The organism is Serratia sp. 22278, assembly GCF_052045405.1.
In the GTDB taxonomy this organism is placed as follows: domain Bacteria; phylum Pseudomonadota; class Gammaproteobacteria; order Enterobacterales; family Enterobacteriaceae; genus Serratia; species Serratia marcescens.
This window is the reverse complement of sequence record NZ_JBQEOW010000002.1, coordinates 157061-174900: the sequence shown is the minus strand read 5'-3', so window position 1 is coordinate 174900 and position 17840 is coordinate 157061. Positions and strand designations below refer to the sequence as shown.

The 17840-nt window shown below is 57.4% G+C and carries 19 protein-coding genes; 16 read left to right on the top strand and 3 right to left on the bottom strand.

The genetic code is table 11. The annotated features are described in order from the left end of the window. The first annotated feature begins 306 nt into the window (after positions 1 to 306). The 16 genes from ACTJJ6_RS05435 (at position 307) to ACTJJ6_RS05360 (ending at position 15040) form a co-directional block, all read left to right on the top strand. On the top strand, positions 307 to 618 hold the full coding sequence (locus ACTJJ6_RS05435; protein WP_028127738.1) for a phage holin family protein: 312 nt from the start codon (positions 307 to 309) through the stop codon (positions 616 to 618). Continuing rightward, on the top strand, positions 615 to 1055 hold the full coding sequence (locus tag ACTJJ6_RS05430) for a lysozyme (RefSeq protein ID WP_016926943.1): 441 nt from the start codon (positions 615 to 617) through the stop codon (positions 1053 to 1055). Before ACTJJ6_RS05435 ends, ACTJJ6_RS05430 begins: the two co-directional genes overlap by 4 nt. A gap of 56 nt (positions 1056 to 1111) precedes the next feature. After that, positions 1112 to 1501, top strand: coding sequence for a hypothetical protein (locus ACTJJ6_RS05425; protein ID WP_048796965.1), 390 nt, complete (start codon positions 1112 to 1114; stop codon positions 1499 to 1501). Beyond that, positions 1498 to 1890 (top strand): HK97-gp10 family putative phage morphogenesis protein, encoded by a 393-nt coding sequence (locus tag ACTJJ6_RS05420; RefSeq protein ID WP_049300457.1) that lies wholly within the window; start codon positions 1498 to 1500, stop codon positions 1888 to 1890. The genes ACTJJ6_RS05425 and ACTJJ6_RS05420 overlap by 4 nt, the downstream gene beginning before the upstream one ends. A 41-nt stretch (positions 1891 to 1931) precedes the next feature. Next, the gene (locus tag ACTJJ6_RS05415) at positions 1932 to 2387 is read left to right on the top strand and encodes a major tail shaft subunit (protein ID WP_016926946.1); all 456 of its coding nucleotides are present in this window, start codon (positions 1932 to 1934) and stop codon (positions 2385 to 2387) included. A gap of 116 nt (positions 2388 to 2503) precedes the next feature. Then, entirely contained in the window at positions 2504 to 2869 is a 366-nt protein-coding gene (locus ACTJJ6_RS05410; RefSeq protein ID WP_016926947.1) for a phage tail protein, read from the top strand. A gap of 17 nt (positions 2870 to 2886) precedes the next feature. Further along, positions 2887 to 3108: a hypothetical protein gene (locus tag ACTJJ6_RS05405; protein ID WP_004935830.1), complete on the top strand. Its 222-nt coding sequence runs from the start codon at positions 2887 to 2889 to the stop codon at positions 3106 to 3108. Continuing rightward, entirely contained in the window at positions 3101 to 5278 is a 2178-nt protein-coding gene (locus ACTJJ6_RS05400) for a phage tail tape measure protein (protein WP_143778339.1), read from the top strand. Before ACTJJ6_RS05405 ends, ACTJJ6_RS05400 begins: the two co-directional genes overlap by 8 nt. Beyond that, positions 5278 to 5616, top strand: a complete 339-nt coding sequence (locus tag ACTJJ6_RS05395; RefSeq protein WP_019453671.1) for a phage tail protein — start codon at positions 5278 to 5280, stop codon at positions 5614 to 5616. The genes ACTJJ6_RS05400 and ACTJJ6_RS05395 overlap by 1 nt, the downstream gene beginning before the upstream one ends. 9 nt (positions 5617 to 5625) lie before the next feature. Further along, positions 5626 to 6378 (top strand): phage minor tail protein L, encoded by a 753-nt coding sequence (locus ACTJJ6_RS05390; protein WP_049300459.1) that lies wholly within the window; start codon positions 5626 to 5628, stop codon positions 6376 to 6378. 9 nt (positions 6379 to 6387) lie between these two features. Next, positions 6388 to 7092 carry a C40 family peptidase gene (locus ACTJJ6_RS05385; protein ID WP_049300460.1) on the top strand — a complete coding sequence of 235 codons (705 nt, stop codon included), beginning with the start codon at positions 6388 to 6390 and terminating at the stop codon, positions 7090 to 7092. A 39-nt stretch (positions 7093 to 7131) separates the two neighbouring features. Then, a complete protein-coding gene (locus tag ACTJJ6_RS05380; RefSeq protein ID WP_143778336.1) occupies positions 7132 to 7491 on the top strand; it encodes a hypothetical protein in 360 nt (119 codons plus the stop codon). Between the two features lie 56 nt (positions 7492 to 7547). After that, positions 7548 to 8174, top strand: a complete 627-nt coding sequence (locus tag ACTJJ6_RS05375; protein ID WP_049300461.1) for a tail assembly protein — start codon at positions 7548 to 7550, stop codon at positions 8172 to 8174. Positions 8175 to 8227: 53 nt separating this feature from the next. Further along, the gene (gpJ, locus tag ACTJJ6_RS05370) at positions 8228 to 11815 is read left to right on the top strand and encodes a TipJ family phage tail tip protein (RefSeq protein ID WP_440803133.1); all 3588 of its coding nucleotides are present in this window, start codon (positions 8228 to 8230) and stop codon (positions 11813 to 11815) included. Between the two features lie 49 nt (positions 11816 to 11864). Then, on the top strand, positions 11865 to 13022 hold the full coding sequence (locus tag ACTJJ6_RS05365; RefSeq protein ID WP_049300463.1) for a tail fiber domain-containing protein: 1158 nt from the start codon (positions 11865 to 11867) through the stop codon (positions 13020 to 13022). Next, positions 13019 to 15040, top strand: coding sequence for a prophage tail fiber N-terminal domain-containing protein (locus tag ACTJJ6_RS05360; RefSeq protein WP_440803135.1), 2022 nt, complete (start codon positions 13019 to 13021; stop codon positions 15038 to 15040). The genes ACTJJ6_RS05365 and ACTJJ6_RS05360 overlap by 4 nt, the downstream gene beginning before the upstream one ends. Positions 15041 to 15194: 154 nt before the next feature. Here the strand turns inward: ACTJJ6_RS05360 and ACTJJ6_RS05355 are convergent, their stop codons facing one another. The 3 genes from ACTJJ6_RS05355 to ttrS all read right to left on the bottom strand — a co-directional run bounded on the left by ACTJJ6_RS05355 (position 15195) and on the right by ttrS (position 17821). Beyond that, positions 15195 to 15437, bottom strand: coding sequence for a DinI family protein (locus ACTJJ6_RS05355; protein WP_004935803.1), 243 nt, complete (start codon positions 15435 to 15437; stop codon positions 15195 to 15197). 91 nt (positions 15438 to 15528) lie between these two features. Then, positions 15529 to 16128 carry a tetrathionate respiration response regulator TtrR gene (ttrR, locus tag ACTJJ6_RS05350; protein WP_164053377.1) on the bottom strand — a complete coding sequence of 200 codons (600 nt, stop codon included), beginning with the start codon at positions 16126 to 16128 and terminating at the stop codon, positions 15529 to 15531. Beyond that, positions 16103 to 17821, bottom strand: coding sequence for a tetrathionate respiration histidine kinase TtrS (gene ttrS, locus ACTJJ6_RS05345; protein ID WP_239044589.1), 1719 nt, complete (start codon positions 17819 to 17821; stop codon positions 16103 to 16105). The genes ttrR and ttrS overlap by 26 nt, the downstream gene beginning before the upstream one ends. Positions 17822 to 17840: the final 19 nt, after the last annotated feature.

Below are 17840 nucleotides of genomic sequence, written 5' to 3'. Positions count from 1 at the left end.
CCGCATGATAACTAAACCTCGCTCCGGCGGGGTTTTTCATTTTTAGCCTCCTTGTCAAAACGGTCAATCACTCACTGAATAATGACTGTCGTTGAATGATCACGGCGGGAGGCTAATCCTTCTTATTTATAAAACGGCGCAATCCTTATTTCTCTTCTCAGGTTGAGCAGAACGGATAAGCCATTTTCGACAGCGTAAATGGCCGCTTATTTAAATGGAACAGGAATGACGGAGAGGGGCGCCGCATTTAGCCGCTCTTTTCCATGACTCCCGACGATCGGGCTATGCCCCGGTAAGGGGAGGGTGATGATTATGCCTTGGAAAAATGAACCAAACATCCTTTCAATGCTGCTTGCTTTCGGCATGACGCTGCTGGGGGCGATCGCCAGCTATTCCTTCAAGGTTTTGAACGGCGAAACCTTTAGCTGGAGGACGCTGTTTTTGCAGTTGTTCGTCTCTATTTTCGCCGGCTTGACCATGGTGATGATTGCGCTGCATTACGACTGGCCTTCGGAGGTGATGGGCGGCGTATGCGGCATGGCGGGGTGGTCGGGAGCATCGCTGATCAAGGCATTGGAACGCCGATTTCTCAATAAAGCGTCAGGAGGAAACCAATGAAGATAAGTGATGATGGCATGGCGCTGATTAAGCGTTTCGAAGGCCTGCGTTTGCAGGCTTATCAGGACTCGGTCGGCGTTTGGACCATCGGCTACGGGTGGACTCAACCGGTAGCGGGACGAAAAGTTGGGGCCGGCATGGCGATCGATGTCGCAACGGCCGAGCGTTTGCTGGTGTGCGGTGTCGCCCAATTCGAACGGGGCGTCGAACGGCTGGTGGCGGTGACGATCACGCAGGGGCAGTTCGATGCGCTGGTGAGCTTCGCCTATAACCTGGGCCTGCGCGCGCTGGAGAACTCGACGCTGCTGCGCCGGCTGAACGCCGGCGATCGGCAGGGGGCGGCCGACCAGTTCGGCCGATGGGTGAATGCGGGCGGTGTGCGGCTCGATGGGCTGGTTGCTCGGCGTGCGGCGGAACGCGCGCTGTTCCTTACCTGATGCCTGAATGCGTCTGTAAAACGATTCCCCCTCAAAACGACGGAGACCTTGCCCAAATGATTGAAGATGAAATCCAACGCTCGCTGGCCGCGCTAACCCATCTGGCGGTTCATCCGCTGATCCTGCCGGATCCGCAGCAAGAAGGCGTGACCTATCAGAAGATCAGCGATCTGAAAGTGAACACCGGTCTGGTTGACAGCTCGCTGGTGCAGAGCCGTTTTCAGATCGTGCTGTACGTGATCGACGATTACTCCCGGCTGATCGCTCTGGATAAAGCGGTTTTGAACGCTTGGGAAGGGGTTCGACATGGTCATATCGGCGAATGGCCGGTACAGGCGGTTACGCGCAGCACCCTTTTGCAGAGCGCCACGCCCCTGGCGGATAACCGCGTCCAGTATCGGATGGCGCGCGATTACCTCATCACCCATTCCGAGGTGGCGGCGTGATCGCCATAAACGTTACCGGCATGGCGGAATTGACTCGCCGCTTGGAAGCGATTCGGCGCGAGGTCGCCAGTCACATTCTGCCGGAGGCCGGCCACGCCGCGCTGGCGCCGCTACTTAGCACGATGCGGCAGTGCGCCGAGCGGGGGGCGTTAAACAGCGAACCCTCGCTGAGCGCCGGCATCGCGATACGCCCGGCCGTTACCGGATGGAACGCGGTGACGTTGCGTGTCGGCCCCAGTAAACAGCATTACCACAGAGCTCTGGCGCAGGAGTACGGCACGGCAACGCAAGCCGCCGCCCCGTTTATTCGCCCTGCGCTGGATCACCATAAGCACCAAGTGTTACGCATCCTGGCGGCTAACGTCCGCTATGGCATCGAAAACCGGTAGCGACCGCTACCATCCTTCATCAAAAAAGAGAGAGAAAAACTATGGCTGATAAAACCTCGCCAGAATACGCCATGCTGCCTGCCGGCACTATCGTCAAATGGGGCACCGTTGGGGCTGCACCGACGGCCATGAAGGCGCTGACCAACTGTAAAGCGGTAGGTGAAATGGGGCAAACCGGCGGTTTTGTCGATTGCACCACGCTGCTGGATACCGCCAAGCAGTTTATTTCCGACCTGCCGGAGGGCGCGGAGAAGTCCATCGGTTTCATCGACGATCCGTCCAACGCCGATTTCGCGGCGCTGCTGAATGCGGCGGACAAACGCGAAACGGTGCAGTTCTACGTCGAGCTGCCAAATGGCCGTACCTCCACCTCCATCCTGTCGCTGTCCGGCTGGAAAATGAATGAGATCACCGCCCCGGCGAGCGAAGTCATTCAGATTACCGTCCAGGGCAAGCAAAACAGTAACACCTGGGGCTCGGTCACCCCGAAAGTGTGATCCATTGGCGGTTTGCCGCGGGTTAACGCCTGAAGGCGAACGCTTCCGCCGCGGGCCATGTGGCCTGCGGCAACCTGCTTATTACAGAGTAAACCGAATTGAACAAGGAAAAACCGATGAGTGAGAAATACGATCTGAAAGCGCTGAAAGCGGCGCTGCTGAAATCCGACGATCACGTGATTGAAACGCAGATCTTTGGCGCCAAAGCCTTTATCCGTCGCCTGAAAGCCGCGGAACTGCAGGAAAACGAAGACGGCATGAAGGCCGCCATCGATAGCGGTGACATGAACAAAGCCGCGCAGCTCAACGTGCAGCTTCTGCTGTCTTGCCTGATGACGCCGGACGGCAAACGCATCCCGGCCGGCGCCTTGCCGAGCGTAGACGATCTGCTGGCGGCGCACGACAACCCGACGCTGGTCGAAGCCATCGGCGCCGTCAAGCGCCATGCGGTCGGCAGCCTGGAGGAAGCGGAAAAAAACTGACTGACTCGCCCTGGCTGATGTTGGTGTTCCAACTGGCCGATCGCTGGGGTGAGTCGGATCCTCGCAAGATCGCCGCGATGCCGGCGCACATCCTGAATCACTGGCGGGCATACTTCAAACTGCAAGGCATGACGGCCGATGCGGCGGAGAGTGCCCCCGTTCATCAATCCGGTCAGCCCGCGCAAAGCAGTATTGATATGCAGTGTGCTGACGTTATGCGAGTGCTGGGAAATGGCTGATACCGCACAGTTGGTCGTCGGGTTGCAACTGAATGACACCAACTTTAAAAACAAACTGACGGCGGCTTACCGTACCGCCGGGGAACAATCCGCCAAATTTAACCGCCAGGCTCAGCAGGACGCGAAGAAGACCGACGAGTCGTATCAACGCATCGGTGGCACGCTTGGCGGCCTGGCGGGGAAACTGGCGGGGCTGGCCGGCGTTGAGCTGTCGCTGCAGGGCCTCGCCGCCACCTCGCGCCAGTATGGGCAGGCGCTCACCGAACTCGCGTCCATCACCGTCGCCGCGACGGCGCAGATGAAACAGTTGGACGACGCGGCTCGCCAGGCGAGCAGCGCTTCCGGCGAAGGTGGCAGCCGGGCGGAGGAGATGCTGAAACTGGCCGGTGGCCTGAATGACAGCGCGGCGGCCTGGCGCGATCAGGCGGCGGCGGCGCGCGGGGCGGCTCAGGCGACATCGGGCGTCGGCGCGGCGTCTCGTGTCGCCAATGTCGCGCTGGGTGTGCTTGGCGGCCCGATCGGTGTCGCCATACAGGCGGGATTGGCGATGCTGTACTTCCATGAGCAAAACAAATTAGCACGTCAATCGGCTTTGGCATTGAAAGATGCTGTAATAGAGACCGTCCCGACATTGGCTAAGATGTCTAATAAACAATTAGCTGTAAAGCAACTGGATTATAGAGATCAGCTTCAGAAGCTTTTTGATGAAAAAAAGCAGCTGCAACGTAATGAAACATATCTGAAAACACGGATAGAGCAGGCTAATAAAGCAGGGTGGATTGGCAGTGTCTTGTTTGGTAAGCCGGAGGATCGGAAGGACGAATTGACCAGAACGGCGGCGGAAATGGAGTCGATGGATAAGGCCATCGAAAAAGCTAAACGCAATCTTGACAATGTAAATGATGCTCGCTTTTTGGCTTATACAGAGCTTGGTCAACGTATTAGCCAGTTTCAATCTGATGTTAATGCAATGATAGCTCCCGATCAGCCTAAAGATGATCCAGCTGCTGTCACTCCTGCTGGTAGGTCAGGGGCAGATAAGAGTAGACAAGAAAAGCAGCAGGAGCAGTACATGCAGCTGCTTCAACAACTCGCGGAACAGTACGCTCCTGGGCAGACGACGGTACGTAAAGAGCAGGAGGCCAGCGAAGAACTGAAAACGCTTTATGGTAAGCGTCTGTCGAACGAACGCGAATATCAGATCGCCAGTCTGGCACAGCAGCAAGAAAATATGCGCCAGCGTTTGAAAGTCGAAACCGACGCGAAACAGCTGGAGTACTCTAACCGGAACGCACAAATGACTTTGTCGCCTGAAGCTTATGATCAAATGGTCGCAGAGCAGCAGATCAGAGAGTCGTTCCATCAACGTCGCTTGCAGTTGGACAAGGAAGTGGCAGATAAAAACTCCGAGCAATATGTGCAACAGGCAGACATTCTCGCGAGTGAACAGCAACGCCAACTGGATATTGTTCGCGATGCCGAACAGAAAAAAGCGGCGATTAAAGGGGATTATGTCGCCGGGTTGAAAAAGGGCCTGTTTGCCTGGACGGGTGATAGCGGTAACGTTTTTGAGCAAGTCAAAAACATAACGACCCAAACGTTTGATGGCATGGCCAACGCCTTGACTAACTTTGTCACCGTCGGTAAAGCCAGTTTCGGTGATTTTGCCAAATCCATCCTGACCGACCTAACCGGTATGATGATTAAGATGGCGATGTTTAACGCCCTTAAAACCGGTATGAGTTTCTTTTTGCCTACCGGTAACGATCCGGGGCCTGTGCCGATGTTCCCCAACGCCAAGGGCGGCGTATACGCCTCGCCTTCGCTGAGCGCATTCAGCGGCCAGATCGTCAGCAATCCCACGTTGTTCGCGTTCGCCAGAGGCGCCGGCTTGATGGGCGAAGCCGGGCCGGAGGCCATTATGCCGCTCAAACGCGGCGCGGACGGTTCGCTCGGCGTGCGGGCGATCGGCGGTGGCCAACAGTCTGCGGCGGCGCCGAATGTCTACATCACCATCGAGAACGGCGGCAACGTCAGTTCGCAGGCCGATCCGGGATGGGGCGAGTTCGGTAAACGGATGGGCAATATCGCCGCGCAGGAAAGCCAGAAGGTGATCAACCGCAACCTGATGCCGGGCCAGCCGATTTGGAAAGCAATCAAGGGGATGTAATGGGCATTCAGACATTTGAATTTCCGGCGCGCGTCAATGCCGCCGGCGATATGCGCTTTCGTGTCAGAAAGGCGCAGTTCGGCGACGGCTATGCGCAGGTCTCCGGCGACGGCATTAACCCGATCGTGCGCTCCTGGGATCTGACCTTTGTCGGCAAGTATGACTACATCACGCCGATCATCGTCTTTCTGGAAAATCATCATGGGGTGAAGTCCTTTCAATGGACGCCACCGACGCAGGTTCCCGGCCTTTACCGCTGCGAGGGTTATAAGCCGGTCGCGATGGGCGGGGGCAACTATTCACTGACGGCCACGTTTACCGAGGCCTTTCACGTTTAATCGGGGGAGATGATGCTGAATTCAGATTTGCAAAAGCTGGAGCCGGGCAACCGCATCCGCCTGATTGAGGTGGACGGCACCCGGTTTGGCGCCGATATTCTGCGCTTTCATTGCGATACCCTGCCTTTTACGCCGCAAGAGCTGGCCGCTGCGGGCGATGATGAAAGCAAACTGCCGGCGAAATCGGTCTGGTGGCAGGGGCAGGAGTACGGCCCGTGGCCGTTTAGCGTCGAAGGGCTGGAGATCTCCGCCGACAGCCAGGGCAACGCGCCCAAGCTGTCGGTCGCCAATATCAACGGCCTGATCAGCGCGCTCTGCCTGCAGTTTGAGGACATGGCGCAGGCCAAGGTGCGGATCCACGACACGCTGGTGCACTACCTTGACGCCCGTAATTTCCCGCAGGGAAACTCTTCGGCCGATCCGCTGCAGGAAAAGCTGCAGGTGTTCTACATCGATCGCAAGGCGACGGAAAGCGACGAGGCGGTGGTGTTCGAACTCTCCAGCCCGGCGGATCTGCGGGGGTTGCGCATTCCGACCCGGCAAATCCACAGCCTGTGCACCTGGTGCTCGCGCGGCGACTATCGCACCGGCAAGGGCTGCGATTACGCCGGTAGCCGTTACTTTGACGACAAAGGCAACCCGGTGGAGGACCCGAGTCAAGATCGCTGCGGCGGGCTGCTGAGCGACTGTCAGAAACGCTTTGGCGAGCATGAGCCGCTGCCGTTTGGCGGCTTCCCGGGCGCGGCGTTAATCCGGCAGTAGGGGGCGAGTATGAAAGAAAAAACCGCGGCGGCCATTATGGCGCACGCCAAGGCCGAGTACCCGCGCGAATGCTGCGGCGTGGTGGCGCTAAAATCCCGCGTGGAGCGCTATTTCCCGTGTCGCAACCTGGCGGACAACCCCACCGAGCAGTTTCATCTGGCGCCGGAAGACTACGTGGCCGCCGCCGAATGGGGCACCATCACCCTCATTGTGCACAGCCACCCGGACGCCACCACGCAGCCGAGTGAGCTGGACAAGGCGCAGTGCGACGCGATGGAGTTGCCCTGGGCGATAGCCAGCTGGCCGGAGGGGGATTTGCGCACCATTTTGCCGCGCGGCGAACTGCCGCTGGTGGGGCGCCAGTTCGTGCTGGGGCATACCGACTGTTGGGGGCTGGTCATGAGCTATTTCCGCCAGGAACACGGCATAACGCTCCAGGATTACCGCGTTGATTACCCGTGGTGGGAGCGGGGTGAAAACCGCTATCTGGATAACTGGCATGCCTGCGGCTTTCGCGAGTTCGATGGCCCGCCGCGCCCAGGCGACATGGCGATCATGCAGGTTTCGGCGCCGGTGGCCAACCACGCCGGCATTCTGCTGGCAGATGGCCTGTTGCTGCACCATATGTACGGCATGCTTAGCCAGCGGGTGCCTTATGGTGGTTATTGGAAGGAGCGGACGGTGAAGGTGTTGCGGCATAGAAAAATGATGTAATTCTCTGTTAAGATGAAAAAAATAACAGAGGGATTACTGATGAAAAAACTCCTATTACTCATCACGTTGCTGATGCTGACAGGTTGCGCAAATCCAGAACTAACAAAAAAGGTTACTGCTGAGTTTACATCTAAAAAGGATGTAAAGAATTTATCCGTTTGCATCGCTGATAAATCAGACATGAGAACGTTTAATATGCTACGAATTGAAACAACAGAAAAGCCAGCCAGGGACGGTGGTGTTTCTTTAGCTCTGATTAATGGCGGTGACTATATTGACATTATACCAGAGACATTAGGCAGCAAGGTTATATATCGTGGTGAAGGTTCGAGACCAATGCTCGGAATGCTAACGTATAGAAATGATGAAGTAATAGCAGATATTAAATCATGTTTGTAAAAACGAACATAGTAATCAAAGCCATCAATTGATGGCTTTTTTATGGGGATAATTACATGTCGTTAATTGAAATTCCACTCAGAACGGTAAGATTTCACGGACCGTTGATCAACGCTTTTGGGAGAGAGTTCAAATATCGGGCTACGACGGTACCCAAGGCTATTGATGCAATGAAGAACTTATTGCCAGGTTTCGAACGCTACATGCTTGAAGCGCACAAACGCGGCCTGACATTTTCTATTTTCGTTGGTAAACGCAATGTCGGACAGGATGAGTTGGAGTTCACCAAAGGCTCGGAAGATATTCACCTTGTTCCCGTCGTGATTGGCAGCAAGCGCGCAGGCTTATTCCAGACCGTGTTGGGCGTGGCGCTGGTTGCCGTGGCTATGTATGTTTCAGCGGGGACTGCGGCTGGTGCCATGGGGGCATTTACGGCGGGTGGGGGAACTGGCATGGCGGCGATGGCCGGTGCTTCCATGGCCCTCGGCGGCATCCTCCAAATGCTTTCCCCGCAAATGGGCGGGCTGCGCATGCGGCAAGGCCCGGAAAATAAACCGAGCTATGCCTTTGGCGGGCCGGTCAACACCACGGCGCAGGGCAATCCCGTCGGCGTGCTGTACGGCACGCGTGAAATTGGCGGGGCGATTATCTCCGCAGGCATTTATACCGAAGACCAGCAATAACGACATCCGTTTGAACAGACAGCCGCAATAGCGGCTTTTTTTATGGGCGAAATATGGCACAGAACATGATCCGTGGGCGAAAAGGCGGCGGCGGTGGCGGCCACACGCCGGTAGAATCGCCGGACAGCATTCAGTCGATCGCCAGAGCGAAGATGTTGTTCGCATTGGGCGAAGGAGAATTTGCCGGCGGGCTGGATGGCACAAACATTTTTGTTGACGGTACGCCGGTGCTGAGCAGCGACGGAACGGAAAACTTTCCCGGTTTCCGCTGGGAGTTCCGCCCTGGCTCGCAGGCGCAGGAATATATCCAGGGCATTCCCGCCGTTGAAAATGAGATCTCGGTCGGCAGCGAACTGAAAAGCGGCGCGCCGTGGGTGCGCTCCGTCTCTAACCTGCAACTTTCCGCCGTCCGCCTGCGCCTGGGGTGGCCCATGCTGCAAAAGCAGGCGGACAACGGCGACGTCAACGGCTATCGCATCGAGTACGCCATCGACGTGGCGACCGACGGCGGCAGTTACCAGGAGGTGTTAACGGCGGCGATCGACGATAAAACCACCTCGCTGTATGAACGCTCGCATCGCATCAATTTGCCGAAGGCCACCACGGGATGGCAGCTGCGCGTGCGCCGGTTGACGCCTAACGCCAACAGCGCCCGGATCGCCGACCGCATGAACATCGAGGCGCTGACCGAAATCATTGACGCCAAGCTGCGCTATCCGAACACTGCGCTGCTTTACGTGGAGTTCGACTCAAAGCAGTTCCCCAACATCCCGAAGATCAGCTGCAAACCGCGCGGCCGCCTGATCCGCGTGCCGGACAACTACGATCCGCAAACGCGCAGCTATACCGGCATCTGGAGCGGCGGCTTTAAGTGGGCCTACAGCGACAACCCGGCGTGGGTGTTTTACGACATTATTTTGGCCGAGCGTTTCGGCCTGGGCGACCGCATCGACGCTTCCCAGGTCTCGGAGTCCGAGCTGTATCGCATCGCGCAGTATTGCGATCAGCCGGTGCCGGACGGGCGCGGCGGCGAGGGCATGGAGCCGCGCTTTACCTGCAACGTTTATCTGCAGTCGCGGGAAGAGGCCTGGACGGTGCTGAGCGATTTGGCCGGCATCTTCCGCGGCATGACCTATTGGGGGCAAAACCAAATGGTCGCCCTGGCGGACATGCCGCGCGATATGGACTTCACCTACACCCGCGCCAACGTGATCGACGGCAAGTTTACCTACTCGTCCGCCAGCGAGCGCACCCGCTACAGCACCGCGATGGTCAGTTGGTCCGATCCGGGCAACCATTACGCCGATGCGATAGAGGCGGTATTCGACAGCGATCTGGTGCGCCGCTACGACGTGAACCAGACCGAACTGACGGCCATCGGCTGCACCACGCCGAGCGAAGCGAACCGCCGCGGCCGCTGGGCGCTGTTGACCAACAGCAAGGATCGTACGGTCAGCTTCTCCGTGGGGCTGGACGGTATGATCCCCATGCCGGGGCATATCGTCGGCGTGGCGGACCAGATGCTGGCCGGACGAGTGATTGGCGGGCGCCTCAGCGGCGTGGACGGACGTAAACTGACGTTGGACAGGAGGCCGGGCACTAAAGCCGGCGATCGCCTGATCGTTAACCTGCCTTCAGGTAAAGCGCAGGCGCGCACCGTGCAGGCGGTGAATGATCGCGTAGTGACCGTCACTACCGCCTACAGCGAGACGCCGGCGCCGGAAGCGGCCTGGTCCATCGATGCGGACGATCTGGCGGTGCAGCTTTACCGCGTGGTGGGCATCGCCGACAACGGCGATAACACCTATACCGTCAACGCCGCGGAACACGATCCGAACAAGTACGCCCGCATCGATACCGGCGCGCGTATTGACGATCGTCCGATCTCCATCATTCCGCCCGGCGTGCAGGCGCCGCCGAAAAACATCACCATCGACAGCTACTCCTCGGTGAGTCAGGGTATCGCCATTACCACCCTGCGCGCCGCCTGGGGCGCGGTTGAAAATGCCATCGCCTATGAGGCGGAATGGCGCAAAGATAACGGCAACTGGGTGTCGGTGCCGCGCACCTCGGCGCTCGGCTTTGAAGTGCCGGGGATTTACGCCGGTCGTTATCGGGTGCGGGTGCGGGCCATCAACGCCAGTGACGTATCGTCTATCTGGGCGACGTCGATGGAAACCTACCTCAAGGGCAAAGAGGGTAAACCGCCGATGCCGGTCGGCTTCAAGGCATCGCCTTTGCTGTGGGGCATCCAGCTCGACTGGGCGTTCCCTACCGGCGCTGAAGATACGCTCAAGACCGAAATTCAGTATGCGGACAACGCGGCCGGAAATAACGCGATGCTGCTGGCTGATATCCCGTATCCGCTGCACACCCACGCTATGGCCGGGCTGAAGGCGGGACAGGGCTTCTGGTTCCGCGCGCGGCTGCAAGACCGCACGGGCAATCAGGGCGACTGGACTGGCTGGAGCGCCGGGCAGGCGAACGCGGACGCCGGCGATTATCTCGAGAACATCGGCGACGATCTTCTGACCTCGAAAGACGGCGAGCGGCTAGTGGGCGATATCGACACCAACATCGACGCCATCTTGCAGAATGCGCTGGCAAACAATGCGACGGTGGATCACCAGTGGGCGCAGTACGGCACGGTGCGCGCCGATATCATGGTGGTGAAAACCACCATCGCGGAGGTCGATCGCGGGCTGGCCGAGATGAAAACCCAAGTGCAGGCGCAGATTGACGACGTGGCGGCGGTGCTGGAAGACAAACTGACGGCGACGGTAGACGCCGACGGCGCCACGGCCATCCATACGCTGAAAGCGGGCGTGCGGGTGAACGGCACCTTCTATAACGCCGGCATGTCGATCGCGGTATTGGCGGAAAACGGCAGGCCTGTCACGACTCGCGTCGGCTTTAACGCCAATCAGTTCGTGCTGATGAGCGGCAACAACAGCAATCAGTATTCGCCGTTTGCCGTGGTGGATGGGCAGGTGTTTATTAGCGACGCGTTTATTCGCAATGGCACTATCGATAGCGCAAAGATCGCACAGCATATCCAGTCTTCTAATTGGATAAGTGGGCAGCGTGGCTGGGCGATAAATAAAGATGGTGGGGCACAATTCAATAACATTAGCGCCCGTGGAGCAATATATGCCGACACCGGTGAGTTTAAAAATGGTGTGATTGGCAATTGTCGAATTCTTGAAAACTGTTCCATTGAGGGAAAACTTTCCGCCGCAAATATCGAGGGCGCGATCATGGATGGCTCGATGTTAAGCTGGACGGGTTATCATACTAATGAGAGTCGGTTATTACGTTTTGGCGGTAATAATGTTATTCCCGTTCGTGTTTTTGGACAGATTCAAATTAGAAGAAGCGGACGCGGCTATCCTCACGGTTATGGCGGGGTTAGGCAAAATGCAACCGGTGGAGGCTATATGCCAGAGGTTCCCGTTAGTTCCAGTTCAGGTAGCGGACAACCTTCGGTATCCATCGTTTATGTCGATGCATTAATTGGGAAGTCTTCGACTGCCTTTTGGCAGCTTGCTTCAGGAGAACTCGATCAAGGACAAGGGCATTCAACGACCTTCATTGTGAACATTTTTGCCACGCCACAATATACGGCCTTTGCGCTGGAGTAATCATCACCTCCGTAACGAGGTTTTATCAGGCTAATTCAGGAGGATACTTATGCCAGCAGGCACTCTCACCCTAACGAGTAATTCCATAATAGTAAAAGGTACCGGAACGGCCTTTAATACCGAATTAAAATCCGGTGATTTCATCGTGAGCGTGGTCGGCGGCGTCACCTATACGCTGCCGGTGAAAACCGTTGATAACGCCACGCAGGCCACGCTGATTAAAGCCTATGATGGCCCAACGCAGGCGGGCGCAGCATGGTATGCCGTTCCGCGCGACGCGATGAACGTCATCACCGCCCAACTGGCCGCTGAGACGGCCAAAGCCCTGCGTGGGCTGAACCTCGATAAAGAGAACTGGCAGCAGGTCTTCAGCAATACCGGAAATATTACCGTTAAGTTGCCGGATGGCAGCACCTATAGCGGCCCGGCCTGGAATAATATTTCAGCTTCACTCAATAATAAGTTAGACAAGACGATTAGCGCTGCCCAGGAAATTAAAGGTTCACTGTCTTTACAGGGTTCTTTGGTGACAGGGCAAACGGCAAACCTTGACGTTGGGGGATATTCACGCTTCCGTAAGTCAACGACATTTGATGATACAATTTTTTCTCCTAAAGGACTCATTGCTGATGGGGGAAATAATGAATCTCCCTCAGTCATCTGTCATCGCACATCGACCGCCATGGCTGGGCAAGTAACAGGAGGGACTTTTTTATCAACGCTGAAGCAAAACGGTTTGAAAACCGCGATGGTCATGGCGTTACGTCGCGAGATTGGCATTGAAGACTATGGGTATATTTCATATCAGGACTATGTCGGGAATTGGCATGAGGCTCGCTGGTTGGCTAGCGGGAACATTAATAACATGACAGGAAGTTGGGTGACCGGGTCCGATCTTCGAATAAAAACTGACATTGAAGTTATTAATGATCCTATTTCCCTTGTTCGAGGCTTGAAGCTTTATTCTTTCAATCGTGATGGCAAGCCACAGATAGGTGGAATTGCTCAGGAAATTGAAAAGACGATGCCGTTATTAATCAGTGATGGCGGATCTATCACATTAAAAGATGGTAGAAATATCGAAAAAGTAAAATCCGTCGATTATTCAACGCTGGGATATGTGGCCCTGGCCGCATTGAATCAGGCTCTGGATAGAATCGATCGCCAGGATGAATTAATCAAAGAACTTATGGAGAAAGTACAATGACATTAATCAGCGGCGTATTAAAAGGCCCTTACGGCGATCCTCGCTCCGGCGTAACCATTACCCTGCGCGCAGTCAGAACCTCGTCAACGGTCCTGAGCTTGGCTAAATCACAATCAGTGACGGATGATAGCGGTAAATATTCCCTACCCATGGAGCCGGGCGCTTACGAGGTCATCATCTCGGTGTATGGCGCGCAGCCGGAGCGAGTGGGGGCTATCGAGGTTTATAACGATTCGCTGCCCGGCACGCTCAATGATTTCCTGCGTCGGCCAGGGGAAAGCGATATCACGCCGGAGATTGTGCAGACCGTCGATCGTCTGCGTGCTGAAGCGGCAGCGTCCGCCGACAAGGCTTCTTCCTCTGCTGCTGCGGCAAAAGTGAGCGAGCAAAATGCGGCGAAGAGCGCCGCTCAGGTGGTGACCGCCTTTGATAATGTGCGCTTTAAGCTGCCGGAGAACAATACCAGTACCTCTGCCTGGTTCCTGCTGGGGCAGTTTAAAAATGCGGGGCAAAATGGCGTAGGCGTCGCCCTCAATTTTTATGGTTCAAATGGTTTTAACGGTTTTACTTATAACGCGGGCATGTCACGTCTGATGTTGAGAACGGGCAATCAGAGCGCCAGCGATTCGACCAACAAGGTCAACCGTATCGGTGGCACCTTTATTAACGATACCGGAACGGCGATCTTGGATATTCAGGTTATTGAATCTAGCCGAGATAATTATGATATCTATTTGAAAATTAACGCGTTTTCACTCAACTGCTGGTATACGGTTGAGCAAATCACCTACGCGAACGCTGCCGGCCTGCGCTGGGAGCATAAGGCGGTAAAACAATCGGTGGAACCGGTCGGGGTGATGAAAGTTGATATGCGTACGGGCGTTTCGTTCTCGCAATCCCAGGCGTTGCCCGAATATGCCACGGTCGCCCAATCTGCTATCGCCGGTTTTGGGATCGGGCCGGTTCATACTGAGGATGCATTCGCGAAGGATAATAAATCTTCCATTCAGCGCTACACGGTGGCGACGGCCAATCGGCCGGGCAATGTGTCTGGGGGGCTATTAACGCTGCCGGTGGATGGCGGACCGTCGTGCGCATATTTTGCCACATCGGTTTCGCGGCAGGCCTGGGTGGGGAGTTCCTCTACCGCATTGCCTTCGACCATCACGTGGTCGCGGTTATTCAGCTCGTCCGATCAACCCACTGTCGCAGACATTCCAAACCTGAAGGACTGGGGGTTGAGTAAAGGCGTGACGGCGGCGAGTAAAGGCAACTTCAATGCGCAAATGCAAAGCCGGCGCGGTTATGTGAGCACGGATCCCATTGGCAACCCCTTCAAAGACGTTGGCACATATTTCCTCGATACGCGCTCATGGGCGGTGACGCAGGCGGGAACCGACGACAGCTATCGAACGGTGCAAACCTGTTACGGCTATGGCGTGAGTGCTGCACAGACGGGAAAAATTGCCGTGCGCAGCTGGAATGGCACCGCGTTTACCCCCTGGGTTTGGATGTGGTCGGAAGCCAACACCACGGTTGACGGCAACGGTTTTATCAAGAAAGCCTCGCCGATCGCGAGATTGTCTGCGGCGCCCGAGCATATGCAGGCTGACTATCTGGACGGCGGCTTTGCGCTGGCCGGCTGTGTCGCCGTTAACGGTGAGGCGACAGGGGTGAGCGCAGAGCGAATCTCTACCGGCGTTTATCAGTTGAGTGGTTCGCTGGGGTTGGCAAAGGAGGGCTGGACCATCGAAGTACCGCAGGACGTGAACGGCAACCGCCTGTGCTTTGTAGAAACCGCCACCGACAGCGACGGCGTTATTACGGTGAAAATCAGCAAACGCCGTTTTGACATCGATACCGCGACGGTCGTGGCCGGCGAAGCGATGGATATTCCTGAAGGGCGCTGGATCGATCTGCGCCTCGCCATGCCGGCGCGTGAAGAGGTGGAGGTGTTGCCGCCGGACGCGCTGGTATCAAACGATGACGTGTCATCGGAAACCAACGCGGTTTCATAAATAAAGTGGATGCCAGGTAAAATGCCGGTGCAGTAGGTTATTGGCTGCCTATTGCATCGGCGCCGGCATTATCACCGAGAGGCTCGGGCAAACACGCTGCCCGTTCTGCCCGGCAAGGTTCCCGCTGAGTGGGAATCAATAGCGTTGCTGCCCGTCAAATATCAGTGACCAGCCACTGATCCGCTTCTTCGAACATCTCTTCCAACATTCGGTTCAGCTTCTCACGATCGCTTTTGCTGGCGTCGGAGTTCAGGCCGTTGGCCTGCATCGGTTTTACGCGCACGTCAGCTTCCGGAAACAGCGCATGCACGCGTTTTTCCAGCTCGTTGCGAATAATCTCGGCGGCGTTGGGCAGCCCAGCGACGTTGCGTTTGTCGTACACCAATTCTACAAACATGACTCACCTGTAAACACTGATTTAATGTACAGTATTCTGGCCTGAGGAAGACCGCTTGGCAAGAGGGCGCGCGGAATTTTGCCTGATGCGATCATTCTTGCGCGGCGTGCGCTAAAACCTGCAGCTGAATCACCAATTCCGCCAGGCTGGCTGCCTGCATTTTCTCCATCACTTTTGCCCGGTGAACCTCTACGGTGCGCAGGGCGATATTCAACCGTTCCGCCATTTCTCTGTTCATCATGCCTCGCACCACCAACTGCGCGATGTCGCGTTCTTTCGGCGTGAGCGTGCGGTAACGGCCGCAAGTTTCATGGCGTCGCCAGGCTTTGGCCGAGACTTGCTGCGCCCGTTCGAGGGCGGCGATCAGCGGTTCAGCGGCGATCGGTTTTTGCAGGAAATCCACCGCGCCGTACTTCATCTGCTCCACCGCCATCGGCACGTCGCCATGGCCGGACAGGAACACCACCGCCAGCGTGCTGCCACGGCGGCGCAGCTCAGCGTAGGCCTGATGCCCATCGAGTATCGGCATCCGCATGTCCAGCAAGACGATCCCGGTCTGAAACAGATCGGCCTGCGCCAAAAAGCCGGCGCTGTCATTCCAGCATTGCACGTCGTGGCCGAGGCTGGTCAGCAAAAAATGGCAGGCGTCGGTGACGGCGACGTCATCATCCACCAGATGAATTAGCGACATGGTTTTCCTCATCGTTCAATATGAAATGCAGGGTTACGCACAGCCCCTTGCGGCTGTCGGGGGCGAGGCGGTTAGCCAGCAGGATCTCGCCGCCGCCATAGCGGGCCAGGCGCCGGCAAATGGCCAACCCCAGCCCCATGCCGCCGGCTTTGGTGGTGTTGAAGGGGCGAAAAGCCTGTTCCAGCCCGGCCGCACTCATCCCACCCGCGTTGTCCTGCAGATGCAACTCGATCGCCCGTTCGCTCTGGACGGCGGAAAGCCAGACGGCGTTGGCCCCGGCCTGCGCCGCATTCAGCAGCAGGTTCGCCAGCAGCTGTTCCAGCAGCGCCGGCGGCAGGATTAGCGTCAGCGAAGGTGCCACATTGTTGAACAACGTCAGGTCGGGATAGCGCTGCGTCAGGCGCAACAGTGTCCACACCCGCTCGGCGGTTTCGCTCACCGCGATGGGGCGCCAGCTCGCTCTGTCTCCCTTCTCGCTGGGGGACTGGACCCACTGGCGCAGGTTATGAATCGTCTCGCCGCCGCGCTGCGCCTGCCGGTCGATATTTTCCAGCGGCGTCAGCAGCGGGTGCCCGGCGTCCGTTTTGCGCAGTTGGATCAGGCACCCCTGCGCATAGTGGCGAATAGCCGCCAGCGGTTGATTGAGCTCGTGTGCGAAGCCGGAGGCCATTTCCCCCAATACGTTCAGCTGTCTGGCATTCTCCAGCGCCTGCTCCTGTCGCCGCAGTTGCTCTCCGGCATGAAGCAACTGCCGCCCGCGCCGGCGTACCAGCAGCGCGATCCAGATATGGTTGACGATTAACAGCGCCAGCACCGCCAGCGACAGGCCGACGGCCGTCTGATGCTGGATCAGCCAGCTCTTGATGTCCAGCCACAGCCGCCGCTGTTCCGGGTGTTGGTTGACGGCGCGCAGCAAGGCTTCCACCTCGCTGGTCGAGGCCGGGGCGCCCCACAGGAAGGGAGATTGCGGTGGGGCGGTCAGCAAGGCTCTTGCCACCGCATCCACCAGTGAGTTATCCAGACCGGGCAGGGCGGCGAACGACCAGTTGGGGTAAAGCGGCGTGCTGGTGACGCAGGGAACCGATGTGGGCCGTTGCAACAGCGGGCGAAAATCCGCCGGGTTGATCAGGCCTTCCCGATCCATTTTCTCCAGCAAACAGACGGGAACGATGGCGGCCTGAATGGCGCGCTCGCGCAGCAGATAGAGCAGGGCATCGGCAGGGAAACCGGTAAAGCGCAGGTGAAAATCGCGCTCGGGCCGTATGCCGGCGTCGCTGAGCGCCTTATAACCGGTCAGATAGCCGCCGAAGGCCTGCGGATCGATGGCGCCCACCGTTTTGCCCATCAGCGCCTGCGGCGTCGTAATGCCGCTGTCGCGCCGCACCAAAATCACGCTGCCGATGATGTTACCCGTTGCCCGATCGCCGTTGGCGGCGCGCAACGACGCCAGCCAGCGCAGATGATAGTGGTTGTTCAACTGCACGAACTGCGCCGGATTAGTGACCACGAACTGCACGCTGCCCCGATTGACCGCTTCGCGCATCTGCGCCAGATCGAGCGGCTGCAGGCGGAAGCGTTCACCGCCGACGCTGCCGTTGAGACTGTCGATCAGCGGCTGCCAGTCACGCGCGGTCGCCGCATCGCCGCGCATCGCCAGCACGCCGACCGACCACTCTCCCGCCTGTGCCGCCATACCCCAGCCGAGACTGAAC

Excerpts from the sequence above, each read along its gene's own strand:
- ACTJJ6_RS05375 (WP_049300461.1), top strand. The coding sequence starts at position 7,548 with ATGTCGTTAATTGAAATTCCACTCAGAACGGTAAGATTTCACGGACCG.
- ttrR (WP_164053377.1), bottom strand. The coding sequence starts at position 16,128 with ATGTCGCTAATTCATCTGGTGGATGATGACGTCGCCGTCACCGACGCC.
- ACTJJ6_RS05425 (WP_048796965.1), top strand. The coding sequence starts at position 1,112 with ATGATTGAAGATGAAATCCAACGCTCGCTGGCCGCGCTAACCCATCTG.
- ACTJJ6_RS05405 (WP_004935830.1), top strand. The coding sequence starts at position 2,887 with ATGTTGGTGTTCCAACTGGCCGATCGCTGGGGTGAGTCGGATCCTCGC.
- ACTJJ6_RS05355 (WP_004935803.1), bottom strand. The coding sequence starts at position 15,437 with ATGTTTGTAGAATTGGTGTACGACAAACGCAACGTCGCTGGGCTGCCC.
- gpJ (WP_440803133.1), top strand. The coding sequence starts at position 8,228 with ATGGCACAGAACATGATCCGTGGGCGAAAAGGCGGCGGCGGTGGCGGC.
- ACTJJ6_RS05400 (WP_143778339.1), top strand. The coding sequence starts at position 3,101 with ATGGCTGATACCGCACAGTTGGTCGTCGGGTTGCAACTGAATGACACC.
- ACTJJ6_RS05435 (WP_028127738.1), top strand. The coding sequence starts at position 307 with ATGATTATGCCTTGGAAAAATGAACCAAACATCCTTTCAATGCTGCTT.
- ACTJJ6_RS05415 (WP_016926946.1), top strand. The coding sequence starts at position 1,932 with ATGGCTGATAAAACCTCGCCAGAATACGCCATGCTGCCTGCCGGCACT.
- ACTJJ6_RS05410 (WP_016926947.1), top strand. The coding sequence starts at position 2,504 with ATGAGTGAGAAATACGATCTGAAAGCGCTGAAAGCGGCGCTGCTGAAA.
- ACTJJ6_RS05365 (WP_049300463.1), top strand. The coding sequence starts at position 11,865 with ATGCCAGCAGGCACTCTCACCCTAACGAGTAATTCCATAATAGTAAAA.
- ACTJJ6_RS05360 (WP_440803135.1), top strand. The coding sequence starts at position 13,019 with ATGACATTAATCAGCGGCGTATTAAAAGGCCCTTACGGCGATCCTCGC.
- ACTJJ6_RS05395 (WP_019453671.1), top strand. The coding sequence starts at position 5,278 with ATGGGCATTCAGACATTTGAATTTCCGGCGCGCGTCAATGCCGCCGGC.
- ACTJJ6_RS05390 (WP_049300459.1), top strand. The coding sequence starts at position 5,626 with ATGATGCTGAATTCAGATTTGCAAAAGCTGGAGCCGGGCAACCGCATC.
- ACTJJ6_RS05385 (WP_049300460.1), top strand. The coding sequence starts at position 6,388 with ATGAAAGAAAAAACCGCGGCGGCCATTATGGCGCACGCCAAGGCCGAG.
- ACTJJ6_RS05380 (WP_143778336.1), top strand. The coding sequence starts at position 7,132 with ATGAAAAAACTCCTATTACTCATCACGTTGCTGATGCTGACAGGTTGC.
- ttrS (WP_239044589.1), bottom strand. The coding sequence starts at position 17,821 with ATGGCGGCACAGGCGGGAGAGTGGTCGGTCGGCGTGCTGGCGATGCGC.
- ACTJJ6_RS05430 (WP_016926943.1), top strand. The coding sequence starts at position 615 with ATGAAGATAAGTGATGATGGCATGGCGCTGATTAAGCGTTTCGAAGGC.